General features: G+C 39.1%; 9 protein-coding genes. All 9 read right to left on the reverse strand.

Translation table 11 applies throughout. The features are described from left to right. The coding region (locus tag PT278_RS07870) for a Rib/alpha-like domain-containing protein (RefSeq protein ID WP_277131521.1) at positions 1 to 5,329 on the reverse strand (5,329 nt) is incomplete at its 3' end. A gap of 303 nt (positions 5,330 to 5,632) precedes the next feature. After that, positions 5,633 to 6,070, reverse strand: coding sequence for a threonine/serine exporter family protein (locus PT278_RS07875; RefSeq protein ID WP_277131524.1), 438 nt, complete (start codon positions 6,068 to 6,070; stop codon positions 5,633 to 5,635). Between the two features lie 18 nt (positions 6,071 to 6,088). After that, positions 6,089 to 6,832 (reverse strand): threonine/serine exporter family protein, encoded by a 744-nt coding sequence (locus PT278_RS07880; RefSeq protein ID WP_277131526.1) that lies wholly within the window; start codon positions 6,830 to 6,832, stop codon positions 6,089 to 6,091. 132 nt (positions 6,833 to 6,964) lie between these two features. After that, positions 6,965 to 8,191, reverse strand: coding sequence for an ArgE/DapE family deacylase (locus PT278_RS07885; RefSeq protein ID WP_277131528.1), 1,227 nt, complete (start codon positions 8,189 to 8,191; stop codon positions 6,965 to 6,967). 190 nt (positions 8,192 to 8,381) lie between these two features. Next, on the reverse strand, positions 8,382 to 8,801 hold the full coding sequence (locus tag PT278_RS07890; protein ID WP_277131530.1) for a MarR family winged helix-turn-helix transcriptional regulator: 420 nt from the start codon (positions 8,799 to 8,801) through the stop codon (positions 8,382 to 8,384). A gap of 3 nt (positions 8,802 to 8,804) precedes the next feature. Continuing rightward, positions 8,805 to 10,214 (reverse strand): DHA2 family efflux MFS transporter permease subunit, encoded by a 1,410-nt coding sequence (locus tag PT278_RS07895; protein ID WP_277131532.1) that lies wholly within the window; start codon positions 10,212 to 10,214, stop codon positions 8,805 to 8,807. Between the two features lie 187 nt (positions 10,215 to 10,401). After that, the gene (locus tag PT278_RS07900; protein WP_277131534.1) at positions 10,402 to 11,586 is read right to left on the reverse strand and encodes an amidohydrolase family protein; all 1,185 of its coding nucleotides are present in this window, start codon (positions 11,584 to 11,586) and stop codon (positions 10,402 to 10,404) included. A 50-nt stretch (positions 11,587 to 11,636) separates the two neighbouring features. Further along, positions 11,637 to 13,400, reverse strand: coding sequence for an oligopeptide ABC transporter substrate-binding protein (locus PT278_RS07905; protein WP_277131536.1), 1,764 nt, complete (start codon positions 13,398 to 13,400; stop codon positions 11,637 to 11,639). Positions 13,401 to 13,778: 378 nt separating this feature from the next. Then, a partial coding sequence (locus PT278_RS07910; protein WP_277131538.1) for an SLAP domain-containing protein occupies positions 13,779 to 22,550 on the reverse strand: 8,772 nt, incomplete at its 5' end.

Here is a 22,550-nt window from a genome sequence, read left to right on the forward strand (position 1 = left end):
AAGGGTGTGAGTCGCCAACATTATTGTTATCAATCGTTCCCGTACCATCTGCGTTAGCTGCCCAGCTAAACGTTGCGTTTGGATACTTAGCTATAATCTTGGCATTCTCCGTTGGATCTAGAGCGGCCTCAGCTTGACTAGCTGTCAGATTATCGCCTACTGCAATAACTGTTGGGGTGTCCGTCTTCTTAGCACTTAATACATTAACGTTAATTAGGAAAGCATCACTGAGAGAATTGTCTTTATAATGAACAATTACATTAAATTGCTGGTTATCACCAACAGTTGTAGGTATATCATTAGCCCAAGTCAAATTATCGACTACGCTGCTAAGATCATCAACACCTGGAATTTGCATAAAATCACCCATCTTTGATGGATCAGTAAATTCCGGCGGCATCACAACACCATTAGTTGATATATGTGTTGTAACAGACCCGCTAGTTAATTCTGGATGATAAGTGGCTCCCGAAGTTGGTTTTTCGTTAACTGTTAAGTCTACCTGAACAGCTTCCTTGGTGCCATCACCATAATCAATAATGACATATGGTTGCTGTGAACCACTATGACTAATATCAACTGTACCAGTACCATCACTATTTGCGGCCCATGAATATGTAGCATTTGGATATTTAGCATCAGTAACTAACAAATCGTCATGATTCAAAGCTGCCTTTGCCCGTGATTCATTCAACTTACTGCTATCACTATCAGCAGTGACTGTGGTTGGTGTATCTGACTTCTTATTGCCAATTACCTTAACATTAATGTCTTTAGTAACTGATGTACCATCTTTAAAGGTAATCTTAATCTTACCTGTGATTTGATCAGCTGCACTAGCAACACTCGGCTGGCCATCTGTTGCCCAACCAACACTAGCAATATTAGCATCTTCTGTATTATTTAAGAACGAGCTTGGATCGCTAAAGTCAGCTGGCGTTTGGGCCGGATTATTGCCCACATTAACCACGTGTAAGACAACATCCTTACTCTGACTGTAGTTAAATTGTGAACTTTGCCTTGGTACTGTCAAAACTGATTCAACATCTTTTTCAGTACCATCATGGAACTTAATGTGAATCGTTTCTACATAAGTTCCTGGATTATCCACTTTACCATCTGTAATGTTAACCGGTGTGGCAAATGCAGCTACTGCATCACTTGGCAGGTCATTTACCATTTCGGCTGCTGTGATCGCCTCTCCTGGCTGCTTAGTAATCGTCTTACCAGTAACTGAACCTGCATGCTTTTCACCATCAGAAATCACCCTGATATAACCGGTAACAATCTTAACTGAGCCGTCATTAAAGGTTAGCTTAACCTGCGACTGCTTCAAACCTGGTGTCTTAGTTATTTGCGTAACAATATTAGGATCAACCCATTCAGCGGTTGGATTGCCAGTAAGTGAAGTAAAGTTATCAATCACACTAGATGCATTAACCGTACTATTAAGATTAACCCTAACTGTCCTCACATGAGGATTGTTCTTTTCTGCTTCATTCGACGTAGCAGTTGGCACCTGATTAACAATAACTTGTGTTGGTACCTCATCGGTTGAGCCATCTGCATAGGTAATCTTAATCTTGTTTAAAGTTACGCCAGGAGTACTACTAGACGGTACAGTTTCATATTCAAAACTGGTTGCGTTAGTTAAGTCAGCACTATTAATCACAGCATCTTTTGCATCTGGAATTGGATCGCCAACGTTAACACAAACATTATTAGCCCTTGGACGTGAAGCCGAATGAGCATCACTAATGACATCAACAACTACTGGGACAGTGTTAGTCGTCCCGTCTGGATAAGTTACTTGAACAACAGCGGCTTGGACACCCAATCTATTTAAATCATTAACAATTGGTGCTGTTTGCCATGCAAAAGTTGTACCTTCTGGTAAACTGTCAGCGTTAGAAATTGCGGCCTTGGCTTGGTCATTAGTTGCTGCTGATCCAGCTGCATAATGGATATTAGTTCTTTGCCCCAACGGGTCATTAGCTTGTGTTGGGTTAGCATTGCCTACAATCACTGGCACAGCAACATAATCAGCTGAACCATCTGGATAAGTTACTTGAACTGTTCCGACTGCTGAACCTTCATGTGACAAGTCAGGAGTATTAAGCCACGTATAAGTAGTACCATTTGGCATATCAGCATTATTGACAATTGAATTCTGAGCATCAGGTACTGTCCCATTCAGGTCAGTTGTCTGAGTGATACCTTCTGGCATTTCTATTGAAGCCGTATCATAAACATTAACCAAAACTGGAACACGATCAGTTGTACCATCTACATAAGTCACATCAACCCATGACGATTTATTACCAGTTGTCGAAGTATCAACTGGGCTTTCCCATGCAAAAGTTGCATCTGCTGGAAATGTAGCTGGCTTATAAATTGCATCCTTAGCAGCTGCATCATCCATTAATGTCCCTTTAGCGACAGATACTCCCTGAGAATTTTGACCAGAACCAGCTAATTGATCATGATACAAACCATTTTCTTGTTTGTTAATCGTCACATCAACTGGTACGATTTGCTGACCATCAATGTTATCTGGTGTATGAGCAGCCCCTTTCTTATAGTAGGTTAAAACAACATAGCCTGGTATTGTCTTACTTGGCTGTTGTTCACTATAAGTTACATAGCCATTATCCATTGCTGTTCCTTGGTCATCTTTAGCCCAAGAATAATCAACATCATAACCGGCATTACTTAGATCGCTAGTTAGTGCTGGCTCATCTTTAAGTGCTTCTTTAGCCTGATCAATTGTTGGCAATACTCCATTAAGAGTTGTAGTTGACTGATTGTCTGCCTTTTCACCACCAAGAACATTAACCTTAACATTATCAATTTCTTTAGTTGAACCATCATTAAAGGTTAACCGCAACTTAGCTGTCTTTTCACCAGTCGTACCATTAATAATATCATTAACATTAGTATCATCATCCCAATCGACACTTGTTACGTTGGTCAAATCACCAGTTAAGTAACTACTCCACTTACTAGAATCACTAAATTCTGGCACCAATGGTTCATTCTTACTTGGAATAGTAACCGCATGAACGGTCACTGGACCTGAACCGGCAGTGATTCCAGAAGCTGTTGCTTGATCATCTCCCATAAAGACTTGTGCTGAAACCAGCTGTGTCCCGTCCGGTTGACCATTATGATAATAAGTTACCAAAACTTTGGCATCATTAGTCTGACCAGATTGCAAATCTGCCACTGTCAATGGACCTGTTCCATCAGCCTTATACCATTCATAAGTTGGATTAAAGCTGCTGGCATCACCATTAAAGGAAACGGCATCTTGAGCTTGAGCCAATGTTGGCAGTTGCCCGTGATCAACCTTTTGCACATCCCCAGATGGTTTGCCCTTAAGTATCGTTAATGTTACCGGAATATCATCAGTCGTGCCATCACCGTAGGTTACCCGAATAACAGCATTCCCTAAGTTAGTATTGTTTGTATCAACCTGCGAGCCAATATCATCAATTAAATTACCGTCTTCATCTTTAACCAAGCCTCCAGCAATTAATTCACCATTTGCATCCATTGCTTGATTTGGCAGCCAAGCAATCCCCGTAATAGTCTTATTACTTGTAACAATACTGTCATCAAGTTCCAGTAAGTGAGCAATTGTTTGCGCAGAATTATCTTGACTGTCAACTGCGTTCAATCGATCTTGAGCAGCACCAACGCCACTAATTTGACCAGCATGAATTGTAAGACCAGTTGAAGAAACATTATATCGACCAGCATCGGTCTTCTTCCAACCATCATACAAGTCAGTTCCTAAAGCAAAACCAGCAGAGCCATTAAAACCACCAGCACTTTGGATAACTGTTTGAAAATCTTCCTTGGTATTCAAATCTTGGAAAGTCTTATTCGCCTTACCATCGGTTAGAATATTGACAGGCAAAGTTGGATTGGCTAAAATCTGCATTTGATCGTCAGTCAAATTCGGGTCAATAATATTGGCGTTGTGAGAATCTTGAATGATCCACTTATATTGATCATCGATCAACCCCATCTTAGCACCAGAAATATCTGTTTTTAGGAAGTTAAAGTTATTCACATCACCAGTATCACTCTTTAATTCAAAAATCTTCGGCGTATCGGCAACTAAGATAAGTTGGTTGTCCTTACCCGGATTAACACCTGCGTCGGAAGCATTATTTTGAATATGTGTTGTAGAACCCTTCACTAAATTCAATTTTAACGGTGGAATGCCAGGATCAACGCGGTACAAAAAATTAACTGTAGGATCAACTGTCATATCAAAACTTGAATTCTCTCCTACCTCAATTCTGGCATCATCAATTGTTCCCGTACCACGCAGAGCACTCATCGTGTTAGCAATATGGGCTGTTACATGGGCACCATCTCCAACTAAAAAGATATCACAGATAAAACTAGTTGAAGTGCCAACAGTTGGCGCAAAATCAATTGTTACAGTAGACCCTTCTATTGCTGTTGGCTCAGCATAGTCACTAAAAATATTACCATCAGTGTTGTAATTAAGTTGAACATTATTTTTGAAGCTAATTACTGTATCATAACTAACATTATCACTTTCAACATTATTTAGTATAACAGCCTTATTATTATCATAACCGGTAAAATTGAACTCACCTGGGTCATCATTTGGCTTCATCCCCATCAACTTAATATCATTGAACGTAATTCCATATTGATACACATTATCTTGAATAATATTAGAACCGATGTTCAAGGTATGATTATTACCATTAATTGTCTTGCTAATTGGGATTGTGTAAGTCTGATTACTGTCAGTTGCCGCAATGTCTTCAGTAACATTAATCGTTTCAACAGTTTCGCTATTTAACGCATCTGTAAATTCATCCCAAGTGCTAACATCAGTTTCACTTGCTTGCGCAGTTGGTAATTGCTTATTAGCATTTGTCACATTATTTGGCTTGGTGGCAGTATCTGTCGCAATTTCATTAGCATCTATTGTACCCGGTTCTTTAGCTGGTTTAGCAGTTTCATTACTATCAGTATCACTAACAGCAGGCTTTTCTTGCTCATTATTAGATGAACTGTTATTGCCATTGTCAGCACTCTTTAAAAACGTACTCAAGCCTGAATAAGTTGCCAAATTCGTATTGGTACCATTTTTGTTACTATCTTCACTAATAGTAGTATCATTTTTACTTGTCTGAACTTCTGTATCGAGTTTAGATGAAGAAATAGTATCTGCTTTAGCAGTTTGCCCATTCATTGCCATAAAGCTAAAGCCTAACAAAACAGAGGCTGCACCTACAGATAATTTTCTAATCGAGAAGCGATCTCTTTTGGACTGCATCTCTGTTTTTCTTAATCTTTCCTTAAAATTATTTCTTCCTAGCATATTTTTACCTTCTTGTATTAAAAAATTATTTTTGGTTTTAATAATTCTTACACATTATATAATAAGCCTTAACTTTTCTCTATACAAGCATTATTGTTATATATAACACAATGGACTATATTAAAACATGCTAATATTACTATTTTTAATATATTTCTAAAAACAATTAAATAACGTCAAAAATATTTTAATTTTAAGATAAAAAAAGCATCACTTCATATAGAGTAATGCTTCTCTTTATTAGGTAAATATCACAGCTTAACGCTTTTTCTGATGCATTAATTCAACAACTACCTGCGAAAAAACGTAACCTAAAGCAATCGCCCCAGCCACCATGGCCACGTGGATTGTCTTTTGTACGGCAATCATTGGCGAGTGGTTAATCATCGCTGACAAAGCCTGGTAACCACTGGCTCCTGGCACTAGTGGTACCAAACCGCTGACAAACATTGTACTCGGCATTTTCTTTTTAACAGCGAAAATTATCCCGAGGCTGCCAACGACAAATGCTGCTACAAAGTTAGCTAAAATCGCACCCAGACCAAACTCAAACATAAACCAGTAAACCAGCCAGCCAACACAAGCAATACTGCCCGATGTATTGAGGGCATTCTTTGGCAAATTGATAAAAAGGTCAAACATTATCGTTCCCAAGTAACTGAAAAGAACCTGAATTATAAAATGATAAAAAGTCATCTCATCTCTTCCTTTCCGCTACATGTAGTGCAGCACAACGCCAATCCCAAAGGCTAAGGCACTGAGCGTAATCAAGCATTCCATCATGCGTTCTAGTCCCGACAAAAGATTACCTTCGAAAATATCACGCACAGAAATAATCATTGGTATTCCGGGTACTGGCGGCATAATTGCCCCGATAATAATATTTTGAACATTAAATCCTAAATGAAAATGGACCCCAATAACAGTACATAGACCAATTGCCAGCGCACCAAAAAATTCACTGATAAAACGAATGCGCACACGTGATGACAAGAACGATGTCACATAGTAGCCTAATGCTCCTGCAACAAACGCCAGCGGAAAATCGCGCCAGTCATAAGTCTGCGTGAAGATAAACATAAAAAAAGCACCTTCAAAGCCGGCCGCAATTGTTTGCACCCAGATTGGAAATTGCGGTTTGGCAGTTTGAACCTTATTCAGACCATCTTCAAACTCGTCAAGAGTAATCTTATCGGCAGTATACTGACGCGATAACCGATTAACACCATTAATCCGCGCCATATTAATCCCCCGTTTTTCAATTTGAATAAAACGTGTGTAAGACGCATTTTTTAAGCTAACCATCACTCCCGTCAAACTGGTAAAGGCTTCTGCCTTACTGCTAGCAGCATGGTCAATAATCCGCTTAGTTGTATCCTCAACACGCCACATTTCCGAACCAGACTCGATTAAAATTTTAGCGGCTAATACGCCAACATCAATTGCCTTGTTTTCCATTTTCATCACCTTTACCAAGTTTAACAGACCTTGTATCCTTTTACAGCCCAAGATTAATCAAATAAGCAAATTTTACTACTTGACCACAAAAAAGGCAGCACTATCGACTATGTGCTGCCTTAATTTAATTAATTATTTACCAAAATTAGTAAAGATACCTTTATAAATATCAATAAAGTCTAAATACATTTGTTCAGAAACATATTCATTATCTTGGTGCGGGGTGTTACTACCTGGGCCATAGACCAGATAAGCAAAGCCGTTAGGATGATTAATCAGGAATTTCGAACCATCAGTACCGCCAGAAACACCTTCGACTAAGAAGCCACCTTCGTGGTATTCAGTATTAGCCATTTGTGCCTCTTTTTGCATCAAGGCAAGTTGGTCAGCTGGTACATCTTGCTTAGCAACATATGGTTGAGCAGCATCTTGAACGACTTTAAGCAGTTTGGAATCACGGTCACCAATAATTGGGATAATATCCATATCAACTGACATTTTAATATGACCGGTTGTTGAATTGTTATACTCGTCAATTACTTCTTGGAATGCTTGCAGAATCTTAGGGTTAGCTAATTCTGGAATTGTCCGCAGGTTCAATTCAGCTTGCGCATAATTAGGAATTGCATTAACTTGGTTACCACCCTTAATTGTATCAATGTTAAAGACAGTTTCACCTAAGACATCATTCTTAACGCCATTAGTTAATTCCTTAATGCACTTCTTAATGTTATCCAAAACGTTAAGAAGATGTTCAACTGCATTATTACCCAAAAATGGCATCGAACTATGCGCGGTCTTTCCTTCTGAAGAAATTGTTAGGTCAAGCTCACCCTTATTAGCAAACACTGTTCTAAAGAAGCCTGATGGTTCACCAATTAACAGAGCATCGGCATCATCAATGTAACCTTGTGCTTGCAAAGCTTCAGCTCCTGGTTGACCAACTTCTTCACCAGCAGTTGCCAATAAACGAATTGTGCCTGGAATTTCAGCACCACTTTCTTTTAACTCAATCATGGCAATGACCATTGCAGCTAAGCCAGCCTTCATATCAGTCGTGCCGCGGCCGTATAACTTGTCGCCTTCTTTGGTAATTTTGAATGGATCAGTCTTCCAATTGTCCTTGTTAATGTCAACTGTGTCCATATGTCCAGAAATTACTAACACTGGCTTACCTGAACCAAGTTCGGCAACTAAGTTAGCACGATTAGCTTCACCTTCAAGCGGCAAAATCTTGTTCTCAATGCCTGCACCGTCAAGCAATTTCTTCAAATACTCAGCTACTGGCAATTCATCGCCATTAACTGAATGCAAGGCAATCAAATCTTCTAAAATTTGTAATTTTTGTTCTTGTTCCATGAAAGGTTCCTCCTGTAAGTTTATCGTTTAATTATAGTCTACTTTTCTATTAAAACACCTTTTATTGATTTTACAAGCATGTACGTGTCTGTTAAAAAAGTAATACTGTTTTAACTATATTTATTCTTCAACTTATTAATAAACCAAATATTAAAAAGCCGCACACCAAAATGTACGACTTTTTACATAGTTATAATTCTTGATCTAGCTTAAGCAGAGCCTGTGTTACCTCATCACGCAATTCTTTACCCAAAATCCGCTCAACGCTTGCTTCTGAACGCTTAACATAAGCAGCCGCATCCCGCTCAATAACCTCTGCCTTGGGCGTTAAAGTAATTTCCTTCAAACGACTGTCGCGCTCGTCAACCTTTTTAGTAATGAGATCCTTATGTTCCAGCAATTTCAAAATATTAGTTGCCGTTGATTTTCGAATATTGAATTCATGCTCAATATCCTTTTGATAAATCTTCTTTTCTTTGGGTACAGCACTCAAAAATTGAATAATCACCATTTGCGTACCAGTTAACCCAATTGTCCGTGCATAACGATCAACATTGCGATTAAAGGTGTTTTGTGCTCGCTGCAAAGCTAAACCAAAATTTTTTTTCATGACTTAATTCTCGCTTAAACTATCCTTTTTAGTTGCTTTATGTAATAAGTATACGCCAATCACAACCAAAATTAATAAGAAAATTAACCCAACTTGAGAACCATCAACTAGCTTGCCAGCTGTTGTTGGCTTAGAACTAACCTGTTGCACAAATTGCATAATTGCAGAAACAATCGACGTCCCGACAGCTCCTGAAAATTGCTGCACCATGTTGAACAAGCCGTTACCGTCCGCATTTTCTTCCTTAGTAAGCAGGTTCAAAGATGAAGTCATTGTATCCCCCATGATTAAGCCAGTACCAGTCATAATAATCAAGTAAGAGATCAATACGTTAACACCTGTAAAATGTTGGGCAAACAAGCAGAACATGACAATACCAACAAGTTCAAAGCAGGCACCAGTCATAATTGGCTTTCTTGGACCGTAATTATCGAGCATCCGACCACTAACTGGTGAAGCAATGGCACCAATGGCACCACCTGGTAGCAGCAACAATCCTGCAACCATGGCAGTTGCACCATTTACGATTTGCAAGTAGTTTGGCAAAATGAAAGACAAACCAACTGTATTAACTTGGAAAATGAAGTAAGCAATAATACCAGCAGTAAACTTGCTATTCTTGAGCAAGCGAATGTTTAACAATGGTTCTTTTACATTAAGTGAATGCTTGATAAACAATGCTAAGGCAATCAAGCCGATTACCAATGGAACTACAAATTCCAACGGTCTAATTAAAATCCCTGACAAGTTACTGAAAGCCAGAATTAAGCCGACAAAAGTCAAGGCAATTTCAATAAATCCAGTCCAATCAAGCTTAGTATGGCTCAATGGGTATGGATCCTCAGTGATGCACGTTACACCCATGATAAAGGAAATAACCATTACCGGAATAATCAAGATGAAAATATAGCGCCAGCTAAGAGTATTGACAACTAAACCACCAAACGTTGGCCCCAAGGCTGGAGCTACCGCGGTAATCATTGTCCCAATCCCCATTAACAAGCCGACTTTGTCAAGCGGTGTTCTTTCCAAAATAATATTAAACATTAATGGCAGGGCAATACCGGCACCGGCACCTTGAACAATTCGACCAATAACTAAAAAGATAAAACCCATTGACTGTGTTGTAAATGAGTCAATCAATAAACCGACAATAAATAAAATTGCGGCTGTTACAAACAATTTTTTAGAACTAAAATTCTTCTTTAAATATGCAGACAAGGGCATGATGATTGCAGCAATCAACAGATAGCCGGTGGTCATCCACTGCACCGTTGCCATATTTACGTTAAATTCCTTCATTAAAACAGGGAACGTAATGTTACCCGCTGTTTCAATTAACACGCCTGAGAATGACATCAGACCTGCCGCAAGAATTGATAAAATTAATTTTGCGTCTAATTTCCTTTGCATCTAATTCCTCCTAATCAAAAATAGTTAGCTTGCTAACTATTACAAATAGCTATGTTATAACATTTTGCCGCAAATTGCAAAGGGTTCTATCAAAGTAATCGTTTCCAATTTTTATAAGCAAACTTTGGCAAGTAAATTAAAAGCAGCAACAAGCTTCTAAACTTGTTGCTGCCTAAAATTTTAATAATTAATATGCTCGCTGACCCTTCTTATAGACCGCCTTGTCCTTTTGCGCCACAGCCTTAACATCAGCCAACGGATTTTCATCCAAAACTAGAAAATCTGCGTACTTGCCGATTGCCAAAGTGCCATACTCATCATCAATTTTCATCAATTGAGCAGAATGAACACTGGTTTGTAAGGCTTCATAATTAGTGAAGCCTTGTTCTGCCAATAATTGCAATTCGGTTGGCGTTTGGAAGTAATCATTAAATGGTGTTCCCGCGTCAGTACCCAAAGTAATCTTAACACCGCGATTTTTAGCGTGCGTAATATTCTTACGCAAGTCGTCTAAGGCATCACTAGCCTTCTTTACTTCCCAATCCGGCATTATTCCTACCGCATAAGTAGGAAAGGCCCAATCGGCAACCACAGTGGCTGTCAAATAGGTTCCTTGCTTGAGCATCATGTCAATTTGGTCATCATCAACATAAAAGCCGTGTTCAATAGAATCTACCCCAGCCTTAATTGCATTGCCAATCCCAGCATTGCCCTCTGCATGAGCCGCAACAATCAAGCCCTTATGGTGAGCCTCCTCAACTGCCACACGCATTTCGGCAACACTTAATTGCGGATCATCCATAAAGTCGTTCTTGGTCATTACACCGCCCGTGGCCATAACTTTAATATTCTTAGCACCTTTCTTCAAGCCTTGACGTACAGCCTTGCGCATTTCATCAGGAGAGTCTACCAGATGAGCAAAATGCGGTGAGTCGCCGTGACCACCTGTCATCGAATAAGCCATCCCTGACGGCATAATCTCTGGTGTCTTGGTAATCTTGCCTTCATCAATCATTCGCGCCAGTGTAATATCAATATCATAAGTGGACCCACATTCACGAATATAGGTTACGCCAGACTTAAGAAAATCACGCAGATGCTGCACTGCACGGACAGTTGTTTCGACAACATTGGCAGTTGGATCACCATCATATGCAGTTGAACTATTGTTAATGTGCGTATGACAATTAATTAACCCCGGCATCACGAACTTGCCTTCTAAGTCCACTACCCTGTCACTAGCAGGTGCAGCGCCAGTTCCCATTGCCGTAATCTTACCTGTTTCGTCATCGACAACGAAGTAACTATTGCTTGTAACTTTTTCTTCTTCACCATCATAAAGGTTCATGTTTTGATATCCAGTTTGTGTCATTTTAAATTTTCTCCCTCTTACTTTTCCGATTGTTCAAAATCATCATGTCCTTATTTTACGAAGCCGACCTTGTACCATAATTGGTGGTCATTGTTATTCTCCGACGGCTTAAGCGAATATCCGGTCACCTTATCATTAACGGCGAAAACGGAATACGAATTAAACTCTGGGATTGCATAAGCCTCATCATTCATATATTCTTGCCATTCATGGAACTTTTGTACCCGATATTTATGGTTAAATGCCTTCTGTGAATCAATTGCTGCCAGCAGTTCATTATTCTTTTTAGTAACAAAACGAGTGTAATTCTTAGGGGAATTATCGGAATAAAGACTGCTTGGCGATGCCTCACTGTCCAGATGCCAGCCAATCTCACACATGTCAAAGTCGTGACTGTCGCCTTCAAGCTTAGTTACATAGGAATTAAACTCAGTCAGGCGATTCCCGATTAATTTAACGTTTAAGCCAATCTTATGCCACTGCTGCAGGTAATTCTGCTGAATTGGCTCCTGAGTTGGGTCAGTTTGCCTTGCCATATAGCGAATTGTTAACGGCTTGCCATTAGGTTGGACCCGCCACTTACCCTTCTTTTTATAGCCAGCCTTATCCAGCAGTTCGTTAGCCTTTTTCAAATTATAGGAATAACCACGCGCGTTTTTATCAAACACATCGCCAAACTGTGCGGGAATTAATGTCGGAACCCTAAAGCTTAAGCCATGAGTATAATGCTGGTAAACTTCATCAGTATTCATTGCGTAGCCAATTGCCTGTCTTAAAGCCTTATTATTCATTTTGGCATGGGGATCCATGACGTTTTTATTCTTTTGTGCATCCCATTTACCAACCTTAAAGCCGATAAAATTGTAGCCTAGGGGAACTTTAGCAACGAAATTGACACCCTTAGTGTTTTTAACTTGTTCCCATTGTGAATTAATTACCTGCGCAACATCATAAACCTTGCTCTTAATAGCCTGAGAAGCAGAATTAGTAGCTAAAACTGAAATTTCAATTTTGTCCAGTTTCGGTCGACCCCGCCAATAATATTTATTCGGCACCCAAGTAACTGACTGACCACGAACGATTTTCTTTAACTTAAACGGTCCAAAATATAATGGGGATTTTCTAATCTTGTCAGATGACTGTAATTTATCAAACGGCACATCCTTTAAATAATGGTATGGTTCAGCTGTTTCCCAGAAAAAGTTGTTGCCTGAATATTCCATTCCCGGCTTCAATTCGTCAAAATGAATTATTACCTGACGACCATTATCACCGTTAGGCATTTCAATGCCCGTAATGGTCTTAGCCCTACCTTCATGATAAGCTTTCATTCCTTTAATATTTTCAAAAGAATTGGAATAATTCTGCGACTGGGTACCCTTGTTAGCCAGAATTTCGTATGCGTACTCAATATCCTTAGCTACCACCTGCTTACCATCAGACCACTTAACGCCCTTTTTGACATTAATTATTGCCGTATTGTTTTTCCTATCTAAGCGAATCGTGGCTGGACCTTTATCATTAAACTTATAATGATTATCAGTATCAAACAGGCTTTCATTACCAGGACTGGCAATATCATTGTCAACGGCAGTATTTTTGATTTCGTTAGAAAAAATCCCGGTAAATGGTGTATCTGTCTCCTCCGCAATTTTAAGCGTTCCACCCTGCTTTACTTTTTTAACCGGTGTTTTGATTGGAAACTTTTCGCTAACCTTCGTGCTATTGTTATTACCGCCGCAAGCAGTCAACCCAACCGCTGCTGTACCAATAACTGCGGCTGACTGCATTAACTTCTTGAATTGAAAATTCATTCTTGTACCTCTCATTACCAATAAAAAAAGCCTCATTCAACTTAATGAATGAGGTTTTCATTTCTGTAGTTCAGCCCCATTCATTAGAACGCGAATAAGGGCTTAACTACAATCAATTACTAATTTTTAGTAATTATCTAGGTCAAGTCCTTTACGTTCAACAACAAGGCTAATGATTTTAGTGCAGAAATAGCTCTAATAGCAATTTGCTTAATAATATTTGCGTTTTCCATTAGAGTCATCTCCTTTTTATCTAATTTATATTTAATATATTAACAACATTTTAACGTATAGTCAACCTATATTTCAATATTTACATCAAAAAAACACCCTCATAATGAGGATGCTTTCTTCGTTTATTTACAATAATGCGTTACATTATTTCTTAAAATTACCAGCCAAGATGTATTGACCATAGCGACAATGGTAATACTTCTTACCATTAATTACTTTAGTACCATAGATCTTCATCTTTTTACCTTTGGCTAATATCTTGTCACTTACACGGTGACCTTTTTCGTTGTAAACATAGGCATTATGCTTTAAGCGTAATTCCTTACCCTTGAAGTTACCTGCTGCAACATATTTACCATGTAAGATACTGTAGAACTTACGTCCCTTAGCATTGATTGTTTCAAAGGCCTTGACCTTCTTGCCCTTCTTCAGAACAGTCTTACCAACACGTTGACCTTTAGAGTTATATACATAAGCATTGTGGTGCAAATCTTCTTCAAAACCATCGAAGTTCTTTGCAACAACGTAATGATCGTCACCAATGTAGTAGTAGTAACGTCCGTTAATTAACTTCTTATCACCATATGTCTTAACCGCTGTGCCAATTGACATAACTAGATCACTGACCCGGTTACCATTCTTATCGTAAACATAGGCATTGTGACGCAACTTCTTAATTACCGCATTGTCTGCAGCCAATGAAGTTGAAGTAGATGCAGAAGTTGACGTAGGTGTAGTTGAAGATGGTACATAGTTGCCACCACCATTACCGTTCCAGTCACTAGCTACAGAATTACTGTTACTAATTGAAGTACTTGTACTTTGACTGACAACAGTTGATGTTGAAATACTATCACTCATACTTACACTAGTTGAAGTACTTTGACTGACACTGGTGCTTTCTACGATTGAGGTACTGTTACTATCACTTACTGAAGTACTTGCACTGGCAGAACTATTACTGTCACTGATCGAAGTACTTAAGCTTTCGCTGGCACTACTTACAATTGAATTGCTCCGACTCATACTTGCGCTAGCTGAACTGTTGCTATCACTAATTGAAGTACTGTAGCTTTCACTAGTACTGTCAGCAATTGACTTGCTTTGGCTGTCACTAGTTGAACGACTCATGCTTGCAAGGTAGTCACTAGTACTAATTGATACGCTGAAGCTATCGCTTGTACTATCAGCAATTGACTTACTTTGACTCTCACTAGTTGAGCGACTCATACTTGCAAGGTAATCACTAGTACTGATTGATACGCTGAAGCTTTCACTTTGACTAACAACGATTGAGTTGCTGAGGCTAAGTGATGTGCTGTAACTCTCACTAGCTCTATCTGCTGTAAACTTACTGTCTCTTTCACTAGTAGAGAGGCTCAAGCTTGCTGAGTATGAACTATTGTTGACTGATGCACTGTAGCTTTCACTAGTACTATCAGCTAATGACTTACTTTGACTTTCGCTAGTTGAGCGACTCATGCTTGCGAAGTAATCACTAGTACTAATTGAATCACTAAAGCTGTTGCTTTCGCTAGCACCTACTGAGTTGCTGTCGCTGATTGAAGTGCTGTAACTGTGACTATTGCTATCAGCATCTGACTTACTATTTGATTGACTATCTGAAGTACTCATAGAAGCAGATTGGTTACTTTCACTAATTGAAGTACTGAAGCTTTCACTCTGACTGATAGCTATTGAATTGCTTTCGCTCAGTGATTTACTGTTACTGTAGTTTGCACTAACTGTTGTTGAATCACTGTTACTAATTGAAGTACTGTAGCTGATGCTGTCACTATCTGCCAATGACTTGCTGTCACTTTGACTAGTTGAACGACTTAGACTTGCTGATGAATTACTATCATTAATTGAGTTGCTGTAGCTTTCACTATTGCTGTTAGCAAGTGACAAACTATCTCTCTGACTTGCAGAAATGCTCAAGCTTGCTGAGTATGAACTGTTGTTAACAGAAATGCTGTAGCTTTCGCTTGTACTGTCAGCTAATGACTTGCTTTGGCTTTCGCTAGTTGAACGGCTGTTACTTGCAACATAGTTGCTTGTACTAATCGAAGTACTGAAGCTTGCGATTTGACTAAGAATAGTTGAAGTACTTTCACTCTCTGATTGACTAGCACTCAAGCTTGCACTAGCGACTGCTGAGTTACTTGCACTTAATGAGTTGCTGTAGCTTTCGCTTTGACTATTAGCAATTGATTGACTGTCTCTTTGACTTGCTGAAACACTCAAGCTTGCTGAGTATGAACTGTTGTTGACAGAAATGCTGTAGCTCTCGCTTGTGCTGTCAGCTAATGACTTGCTTTGGCTTTCGCTAGCTGAACGGCTGTTACTTGCAAGGTAGTTGCTGTTACTAATTGAAGTGCTGAAGCTGTCACTTTGACTGACAACTACTGAGTTGCTGTCGCTCAATGACTTGCTTGCACTCAAGCTGGCAGCAACTGCTACTGAAGTACTATCACTCAGTGATTTACTGTAACTATCGCTAAGACTTGTTGCAGTTGACTTACTGTTGCTTTGACTAGTTGAAGTGGTTTGACTTGCTAATGAGTTACTGTCATTAATTGAGTTGCTGTAGCTTTCGCTATTGCTGTTAGCAAGTGATTGACTGTCTCTTTGACTTGCAGAGATACTCAAACTTGCTGAGTATGAACTGTTGTTGACAGAAATGCTGTAGCTTTCACTTGTGCTGTCAGCTAATGACTTACTATTGCTTTCACTAGTTGAACGACTGGTACTTGCAAGGTAATCACTAGCACTAATTGAAGTACTGTAACTGGTGCTAATACTATCAGCTAATGACTTACTTTGACTTTCGCTAGTTGAACGACTGATACTTGCTAAGTAATTACTGTTACTAATCGAAGTGCTGTAGCTTTCACTTTGGCTAACAACTACTGAGTTACTTTCGCTCAATGACTTGCTTGCACTCAGACTAGCAGTAACTGCTACTGAAGCACTATCACTCAGTGACTTGCTGAAGCTTTCACTATTACCAGCTGCTGACAAGTTACTGTCACTCAATGACTTACTGTAACTATCGCTAAGACTTGTTGCAGTTGACTTACTGTTGCTTTGGCTAGCTGACATGCTTTGACTTGCAGAAGCATTACTGTCACTTAATGAAGCACTATAACTCATGCTTTCACTAGCTGCCAATGACTTACTGTCTTTTTGACTAGTTGAAGTACTTTGACTTGCTAATGAATTGCTGTTGTTAATTGAATTACTGTAGCTTTCACTTTGACTATTAGCTAATGATTGACTGTCTCTTTGACTTGCAGAAATACTCAAGCTTGCTGAGTACGAACTGTTGTTGACAGAGGCACTGTAACTCTCACTTGTACTGTCAGCTAATGACTTACTTTGACTTTCGCTAGCTGAACGACTTGTACTTGCAAGGTAGTTACTATTACTAATTGAAGTACTGAAACTTTCACTTTGGCTAACAACTACTGAGTTGCTTTGACTCAATGACTTGCTTGCACTCAAGCTTGCAACCATTGCCTTTGATTCACTAAGACTAAGTGAATTGCTGTAGCTCTTACTTGCTTCTGTATTGGCACTACCTGAAGCATCCATTGCTGATGCGAATGAATCTTGTAAACTCTTCGAGATACTGTTGCTTTCACTAATTGCAGTTGAATTACTGTTGCTCAATGAGATACTGTAACTTTGACTTGCACTGACCATTAATGAATTACTATCACTAATCGATATGCTATAGCTTTGACTTTGGCTATCTGCTAATGACTTACTGTCCTTTTGACTCTTTGAAGTACTTAGACTTGCTGAAGTACTACTGTCATTAACTGATGTGCTGTAACTTTGACTAGTACTATTTGCAGCTGATTGACTTTGACTTTCGCTAGTTGCAGTACTCTTGCTTGCTGAAATATTACTATTATTCAATGATATACTATTGCTTTCACTTTGACTATTAGCTAACGATTGACTGTCTCTTTGACTTGCAGAGATACTCAAACTTGCTGAGTACGAACTGTTGTTGACAGATGCACTGTAGCTTTCACTTGTACTGTCAGCCAATGATTTGCTTTGACTTTCGCTAGCTGAGCGACTTGTACTTGCAAGGTAGTTACTATTACTAATTGAAGTGCTGAAGCTTTCACTTTGACTGACAACTACTGAATTACTTTCACTAAGTGACTTGCTTGCACTCAAGCTTGCAGCCATTGCCTTTGATTCACTAAGACTAAGTGAATTGCTGTAGCTCTTACTTGCTTCTGTATTGGCACTACCTGAAGCATCCATTGCTGATGCGAATGAATCTTGTAAACTCTTCGAGATACTGTTGCTTTCACTAATTGCAGTTGAATTACTGTTGCTCAATGAGATACTGTAACTTTGACTTGCACTGACCATTAATGAATTACTATCACTAATCGATATGCTATAGCTTTGACTTTGGCTATCTGCTAATGACTTACTGTCCTTTTGACTCTTTGAAGTACTTAGACTTGCTGAAGTACTACTGTCATTAACTGATGTGCTGTAACTTTGACTAGTACTATTTGCAGCTGATTGACTTTGACTTTCGCTAGTTGCAGTACTCTTGCTTGCTGAAATATTACTATTATTCAATGATATACTATTGCTTTCACTTTGACTATTAGCTAACGATTGACTGTCTCTTTGACTTGCAGAGATACTCAAACTTGCTGAGTACGAACTGTTGTTGACAGATGCACTGTAGCTTTCACTTGTACTGTCAGCCAATGATTTGCTTTGACTTTCGCTAGCTGAGCGACTTGTACTTGCAAGGTAGTTACTATTACTAATTGAAGTGCTGAAGCTTTCACTTTGACTGACAACTACTGAATTACTTTCACTAAGTGACTTGCTTGCACTCAAGCTTGCAGCCATTGCCTTTGATTCACTAAGACTTAGTGAATTGCTGTAACTCTTACTCATTTCTGTATTAGCGTTACCTGAAGCGTTCATTGCTGAAGTGAACGAATCTTGTAAGCTCTTAGAAATACTATTGCTGTCACTAATTGCTGTTGAGTTACTATTGCTTAATGAAAGGCTGTAGCTTTGGCTTCTGCTATCAACTAATGAATTGCTATTACTAATTGAAGTACTGTAACTCTGACTTGCAGAAGCATTACTGTTACTCAATGAGATGCTAGTGCTATCACTTTGACTATTAGCTAACGATTGACTATCCCTTTGGCTAATTGAAGTGCTCTTGCTTGCTGAGTATGAACTGTTGTTGACAGAATCACTGTAGCTTTGGCTTGCACTGTCAGCTTTAGACTTACTGTTACTTTCACTAGCTGAGCGACTTGTACTTGCAGCATAATCGCTATTACTTACTGAAGTACTGAAGCTTTCGCTTTGGCTGACTGTCTTAGAGTTGCTTACGCTATTACTCAAACTTGCTGAGGTAAGTGAATCTTGCATACTCTTTGAAGTACTATTGCTTTGACTTGCCGCAGCTGAATTACTGTCACTAATTGAAGTACTGTAACTTTGACTTGCGCTAGCAACCTTCGAATTACTATCACTCAGTGACTTACTGGTGCTCTCACTAGCTGAAGCGTTGGCATTGCCTGAAGCATTCATTGCTGATGCAAATGAATCTTGTAAGCTCTTCGAGATACTGTTGCTTTCGCTTACTGCAGTTGAGTTACTGTTACTTAATGAAAGGCTGTAACTTTGGCTTCTACTATCAACTAATGAATTACTATTACTAATTGAAGTACTATAGCTTTGGCTGGCAGAAACATTACTGTTATTCAATGAGATGCTAGTACTATCACTTTGGCTATCTGCCAATGATTGACTGTCTTTTTGACTAATTGAAGTACTTCTGCTTGCTGAATATGAACTATTGTTGACAGAATCACTGTAGCTTTGGCTAGCACTGTCAGCCTTAGATCTACTTTGACTTTCACTAGCTGAGCGACTTGTACTTGCAAGGTAATCACTGTTACTTACTGATGTACTGAAGCTTTCACTTTGACTAGCTGCTTTAGAGTTGCTTACGCTATTGCTCAAACTTGCTGAGGTAAGCGAATCTTGCATACTCTTTGAAGTGCTGTTACTTTGACTTACTGCAGTTGAGTTACTATCACTAATTGAGGTACTGTAACTTTGACTTGCACTAGCAACCTTCGAATTACTGTCACTCATTGAGTGACTGGTACTCTCACTAGTTGAAGCGTTGGCATTGCCTGAAGCGTTCATTGCTGAAGCGAATGAATCTTGTAAACTCTTAGAAATACTGTTGCTTTGGCTAATTGCTGTTGAGTTACTGTTACTTAATGAAGCACTATAGCTTTGACTTCTGCTGTCAACTAATGAATTACTATCGCTAATTGAGGTACTGTAACTTTGGCTTTGACTATCTGCTAATGACTTACTATCCTTTTGACTCTTTGAAGTACTTAGACTTGCTGAAGCGTTGCTGTCATTAATTGAAGTACTATAACTCTGACTTGCTGAAGCATTACTGCTACTCAATGAGATGCTAGTGCTATCACTTTGGCTATCTGCCAATGATTGACTGTCTCTTTGACTAATTGAAGTACTCTTACTTGCTGAGTATGAACTATTATTGACAGAATCACTGTAGCTTTGGCTAGCACTGTCAGCCTTAGACTTACTGTTACTTTCACTAGCTGAGCGACTTGTGCTTGCAACGTAATCACTATTACTTACTGAAGTACTGAAGCTTTCACTTTGACTAACAACTTTAGAATTGCTTACGCTATTGCTCAAACTTGCTGAAGTCAGTGAATCTTGCATACTCTTTGAAGTGCTGTAACTTTGACTTGCTGCAGTTGAGTTGCTATCACTAATTGAGGTGCTGTAACTTTGGCTTGCACTAGCAACCTTAGAATTACTATCACTTAGTGATTGACTGGTGCTCTCACTAGTTGAAGCATTAGCATTCCCTGAAGCATTCATTGCAGATGCGAATGAATCTTGTAAACTCTTCGAGATACTGTTGCTTTGGCTAATTGCTGTTGAGTTACTGTTACTCAATGAAAGGCTATAGCTTTGGCTTTGACTATCTACTAATGATTGACTGTCTCTTTGACTAATTGAAGTACTCTTACTTGCCGAGTATGAACTGTTGTTGACAGAATCACTGTAGCTTTGACTAGCACTGTCAGCCTTAGATCTACTTTGACTTTCACTAGCCGAACGACTTGTACTTGCTAAGTAATCACTGTTACTTACTGAGGTACTAAAGCTTGCACTTTGACTAGCTGCTTTAGAGTTGCTGGTACTATTGCTTAAGCTTGCAGATGTAAGTGAATCTTGAGTACTCTTTGAAGTGCTATTACTCTGGCTAATTGCAGTCGAGTTACTGTCACTAATTGAGGTACTATAGCTTTGACTAGTACTATTAACTTTTGAATTGCTGTCACTTAATGATGTGCTGTTACTTTCACTAGCTGAAGCATTTGAATTACCTGAAGCGTTCATTGCTGAATTAAATGAATCCTGCAAACTCTTAGAAATACTATTACTTTGACTAACTGCAGTTGAATTACTGTTACTTAATGATGTACTGTAGCTCTTACTCTCACTAGCAATCTTCGAATCGCTATCACTAATTGAAGTGCTATAACTTTCGCTTTGGCTATCAGCTGTTGACTTGCTGTCCTTTTGGCTCTTCGAAGTACTTTGACTAGCTGAAGTATTACTGTCATTAACTGAATTACTATAGCTTTCGCTCTTGCTGTTTGCTACGGAATTACTATCACTTAATAATGTACTGTAACTTTGACTTACACTGTTAGCTGCTGACTTGCTGTCCTTTTGACTCTTGGAAGTGCTTTGACTTGCAGCACTGTTACTGTCACTAATTGAAGTACTGAAGCTTTCGCTAGCACTAGCAACCTTCGAATTGCTTTGACTCAGTGAATGACTAGCACTTTGGCTTTCTGAAGCATTCGAGTTACCTGAAGCATTGATGGCTGAGGTAAATGAATCCTGCAGACTCTTCGAAATACTGTTGCTTTGGCTGACTGCTGTTGAATTACTTTGACTTAATGAAGTGCTGTAGCTTTGACTTTGACTATCAGCTAATGACTTACTGTCTCTTTGACTAATTGAAGTACTTTGACTAGCTGAATAGTTACTATCACTAATTGATGTACTGAAGCTATCACTTTGACTATCGACAATAAACTTACTGTCTCTCTGGCTAAGTGAAGTACTTCTACTTGCCGAGTATGAACTATTATTGACAGAATCACTATAGCTTTCACTAGCACTATCTACCTTAGATTTACTTTGGCTTTCACTTGCTGAACGACTTGTACTTGCAAGTTGATCGCTATTACTTAATGAAGCACTGTAACTTTGGCTTTGACTATCAGCCAATGACTTACTGTTACTTTGGCTGATTGAAGTACTACGACTGGCAACACTGTTACTATCGCTGATTGAAGTGCTAAAGCTTTCGCTGGCACTTGCAACCTTCGAATTACTTTGACTCAGTGAGTAACTAGTACTTTGACTCTCTGAAGCATTCGAGTTACCTGACGCGTTAATAGCTGAGGTAAATGAATCCTGTAAACTCTTGGAGATACTGTTGCTTTGGCTAACCGCTGCCGAGTTACTTTGACTTAATGACGTGCTGTAACTTTGGCTTTGGCTATCAGCCAATGACTTACTGTTACTTTGGCTGATTGAAGTACTGCGACTGGCAACACTGTTACTATCGCTGATTGAAGTGCTAAAGCTTTCGCTGGCACTTGCAACCTTCGAATTACTTTGACTCAGTGAGTAACTAGTACTTTGACTCTCTGAAGCATTCGAGTTACCTGACGCGTTAATAGCTGAGGTAAATGAATCCTGCAGACTCTTAGAAATACTATTGCTTTGACTAATTGCTGCAGAGTTACTTTGACTTAATGACGT

Source organism: Lactobacillus sp. ESL0703 (assembly GCF_029433435.1).
Lineage (GTDB): Bacteria > Bacillota > Bacilli > Lactobacillales > Lactobacillaceae > Lactobacillus.

What these genes read in the sequence shown, in the direction of transcription:
- PT278_RS07875 (WP_277131524.1), bottom strand. Translation starts at nt 6,070, where the DNA reads ATGACTTTTTATCATTTTATAATTCAGGTTCTTTTCAGTTACTTGGGA.
- PT278_RS07880 (WP_277131526.1), bottom strand. Translation starts at nt 6,832, where the DNA reads ATGGAAAACAAGGCAATTGATGTTGGCGTATTAGCCGCTAAAATTTTA.
- PT278_RS07885 (WP_277131528.1), bottom strand. Translation starts at nt 8,191, where the DNA reads ATGGAACAAGAACAAAAATTACAAATTTTAGAAGATTTGATTGCCTTG.
- PT278_RS07890 (WP_277131530.1), bottom strand. Translation starts at nt 8,801, where the DNA reads ATGAAAAAAAATTTTGGTTTAGCTTTGCAGCGAGCACAAAACACCTTT.
- PT278_RS07895 (WP_277131532.1), bottom strand. Translation starts at nt 10,214, where the DNA reads ATGCAAAGGAAATTAGACGCAAAATTAATTTTATCAATTCTTGCGGCA.
- PT278_RS07900 (WP_277131534.1), bottom strand. Translation starts at nt 11,586, where the DNA reads ATGACACAAACTGGATATCAAAACATGAACCTTTATGATGGTGAAGAA.
- PT278_RS07905 (WP_277131536.1), bottom strand. Translation starts at nt 13,400, where the DNA reads ATGAATTTTCAATTCAAGAAGTTAATGCAGTCAGCCGCAGTTATTGGT.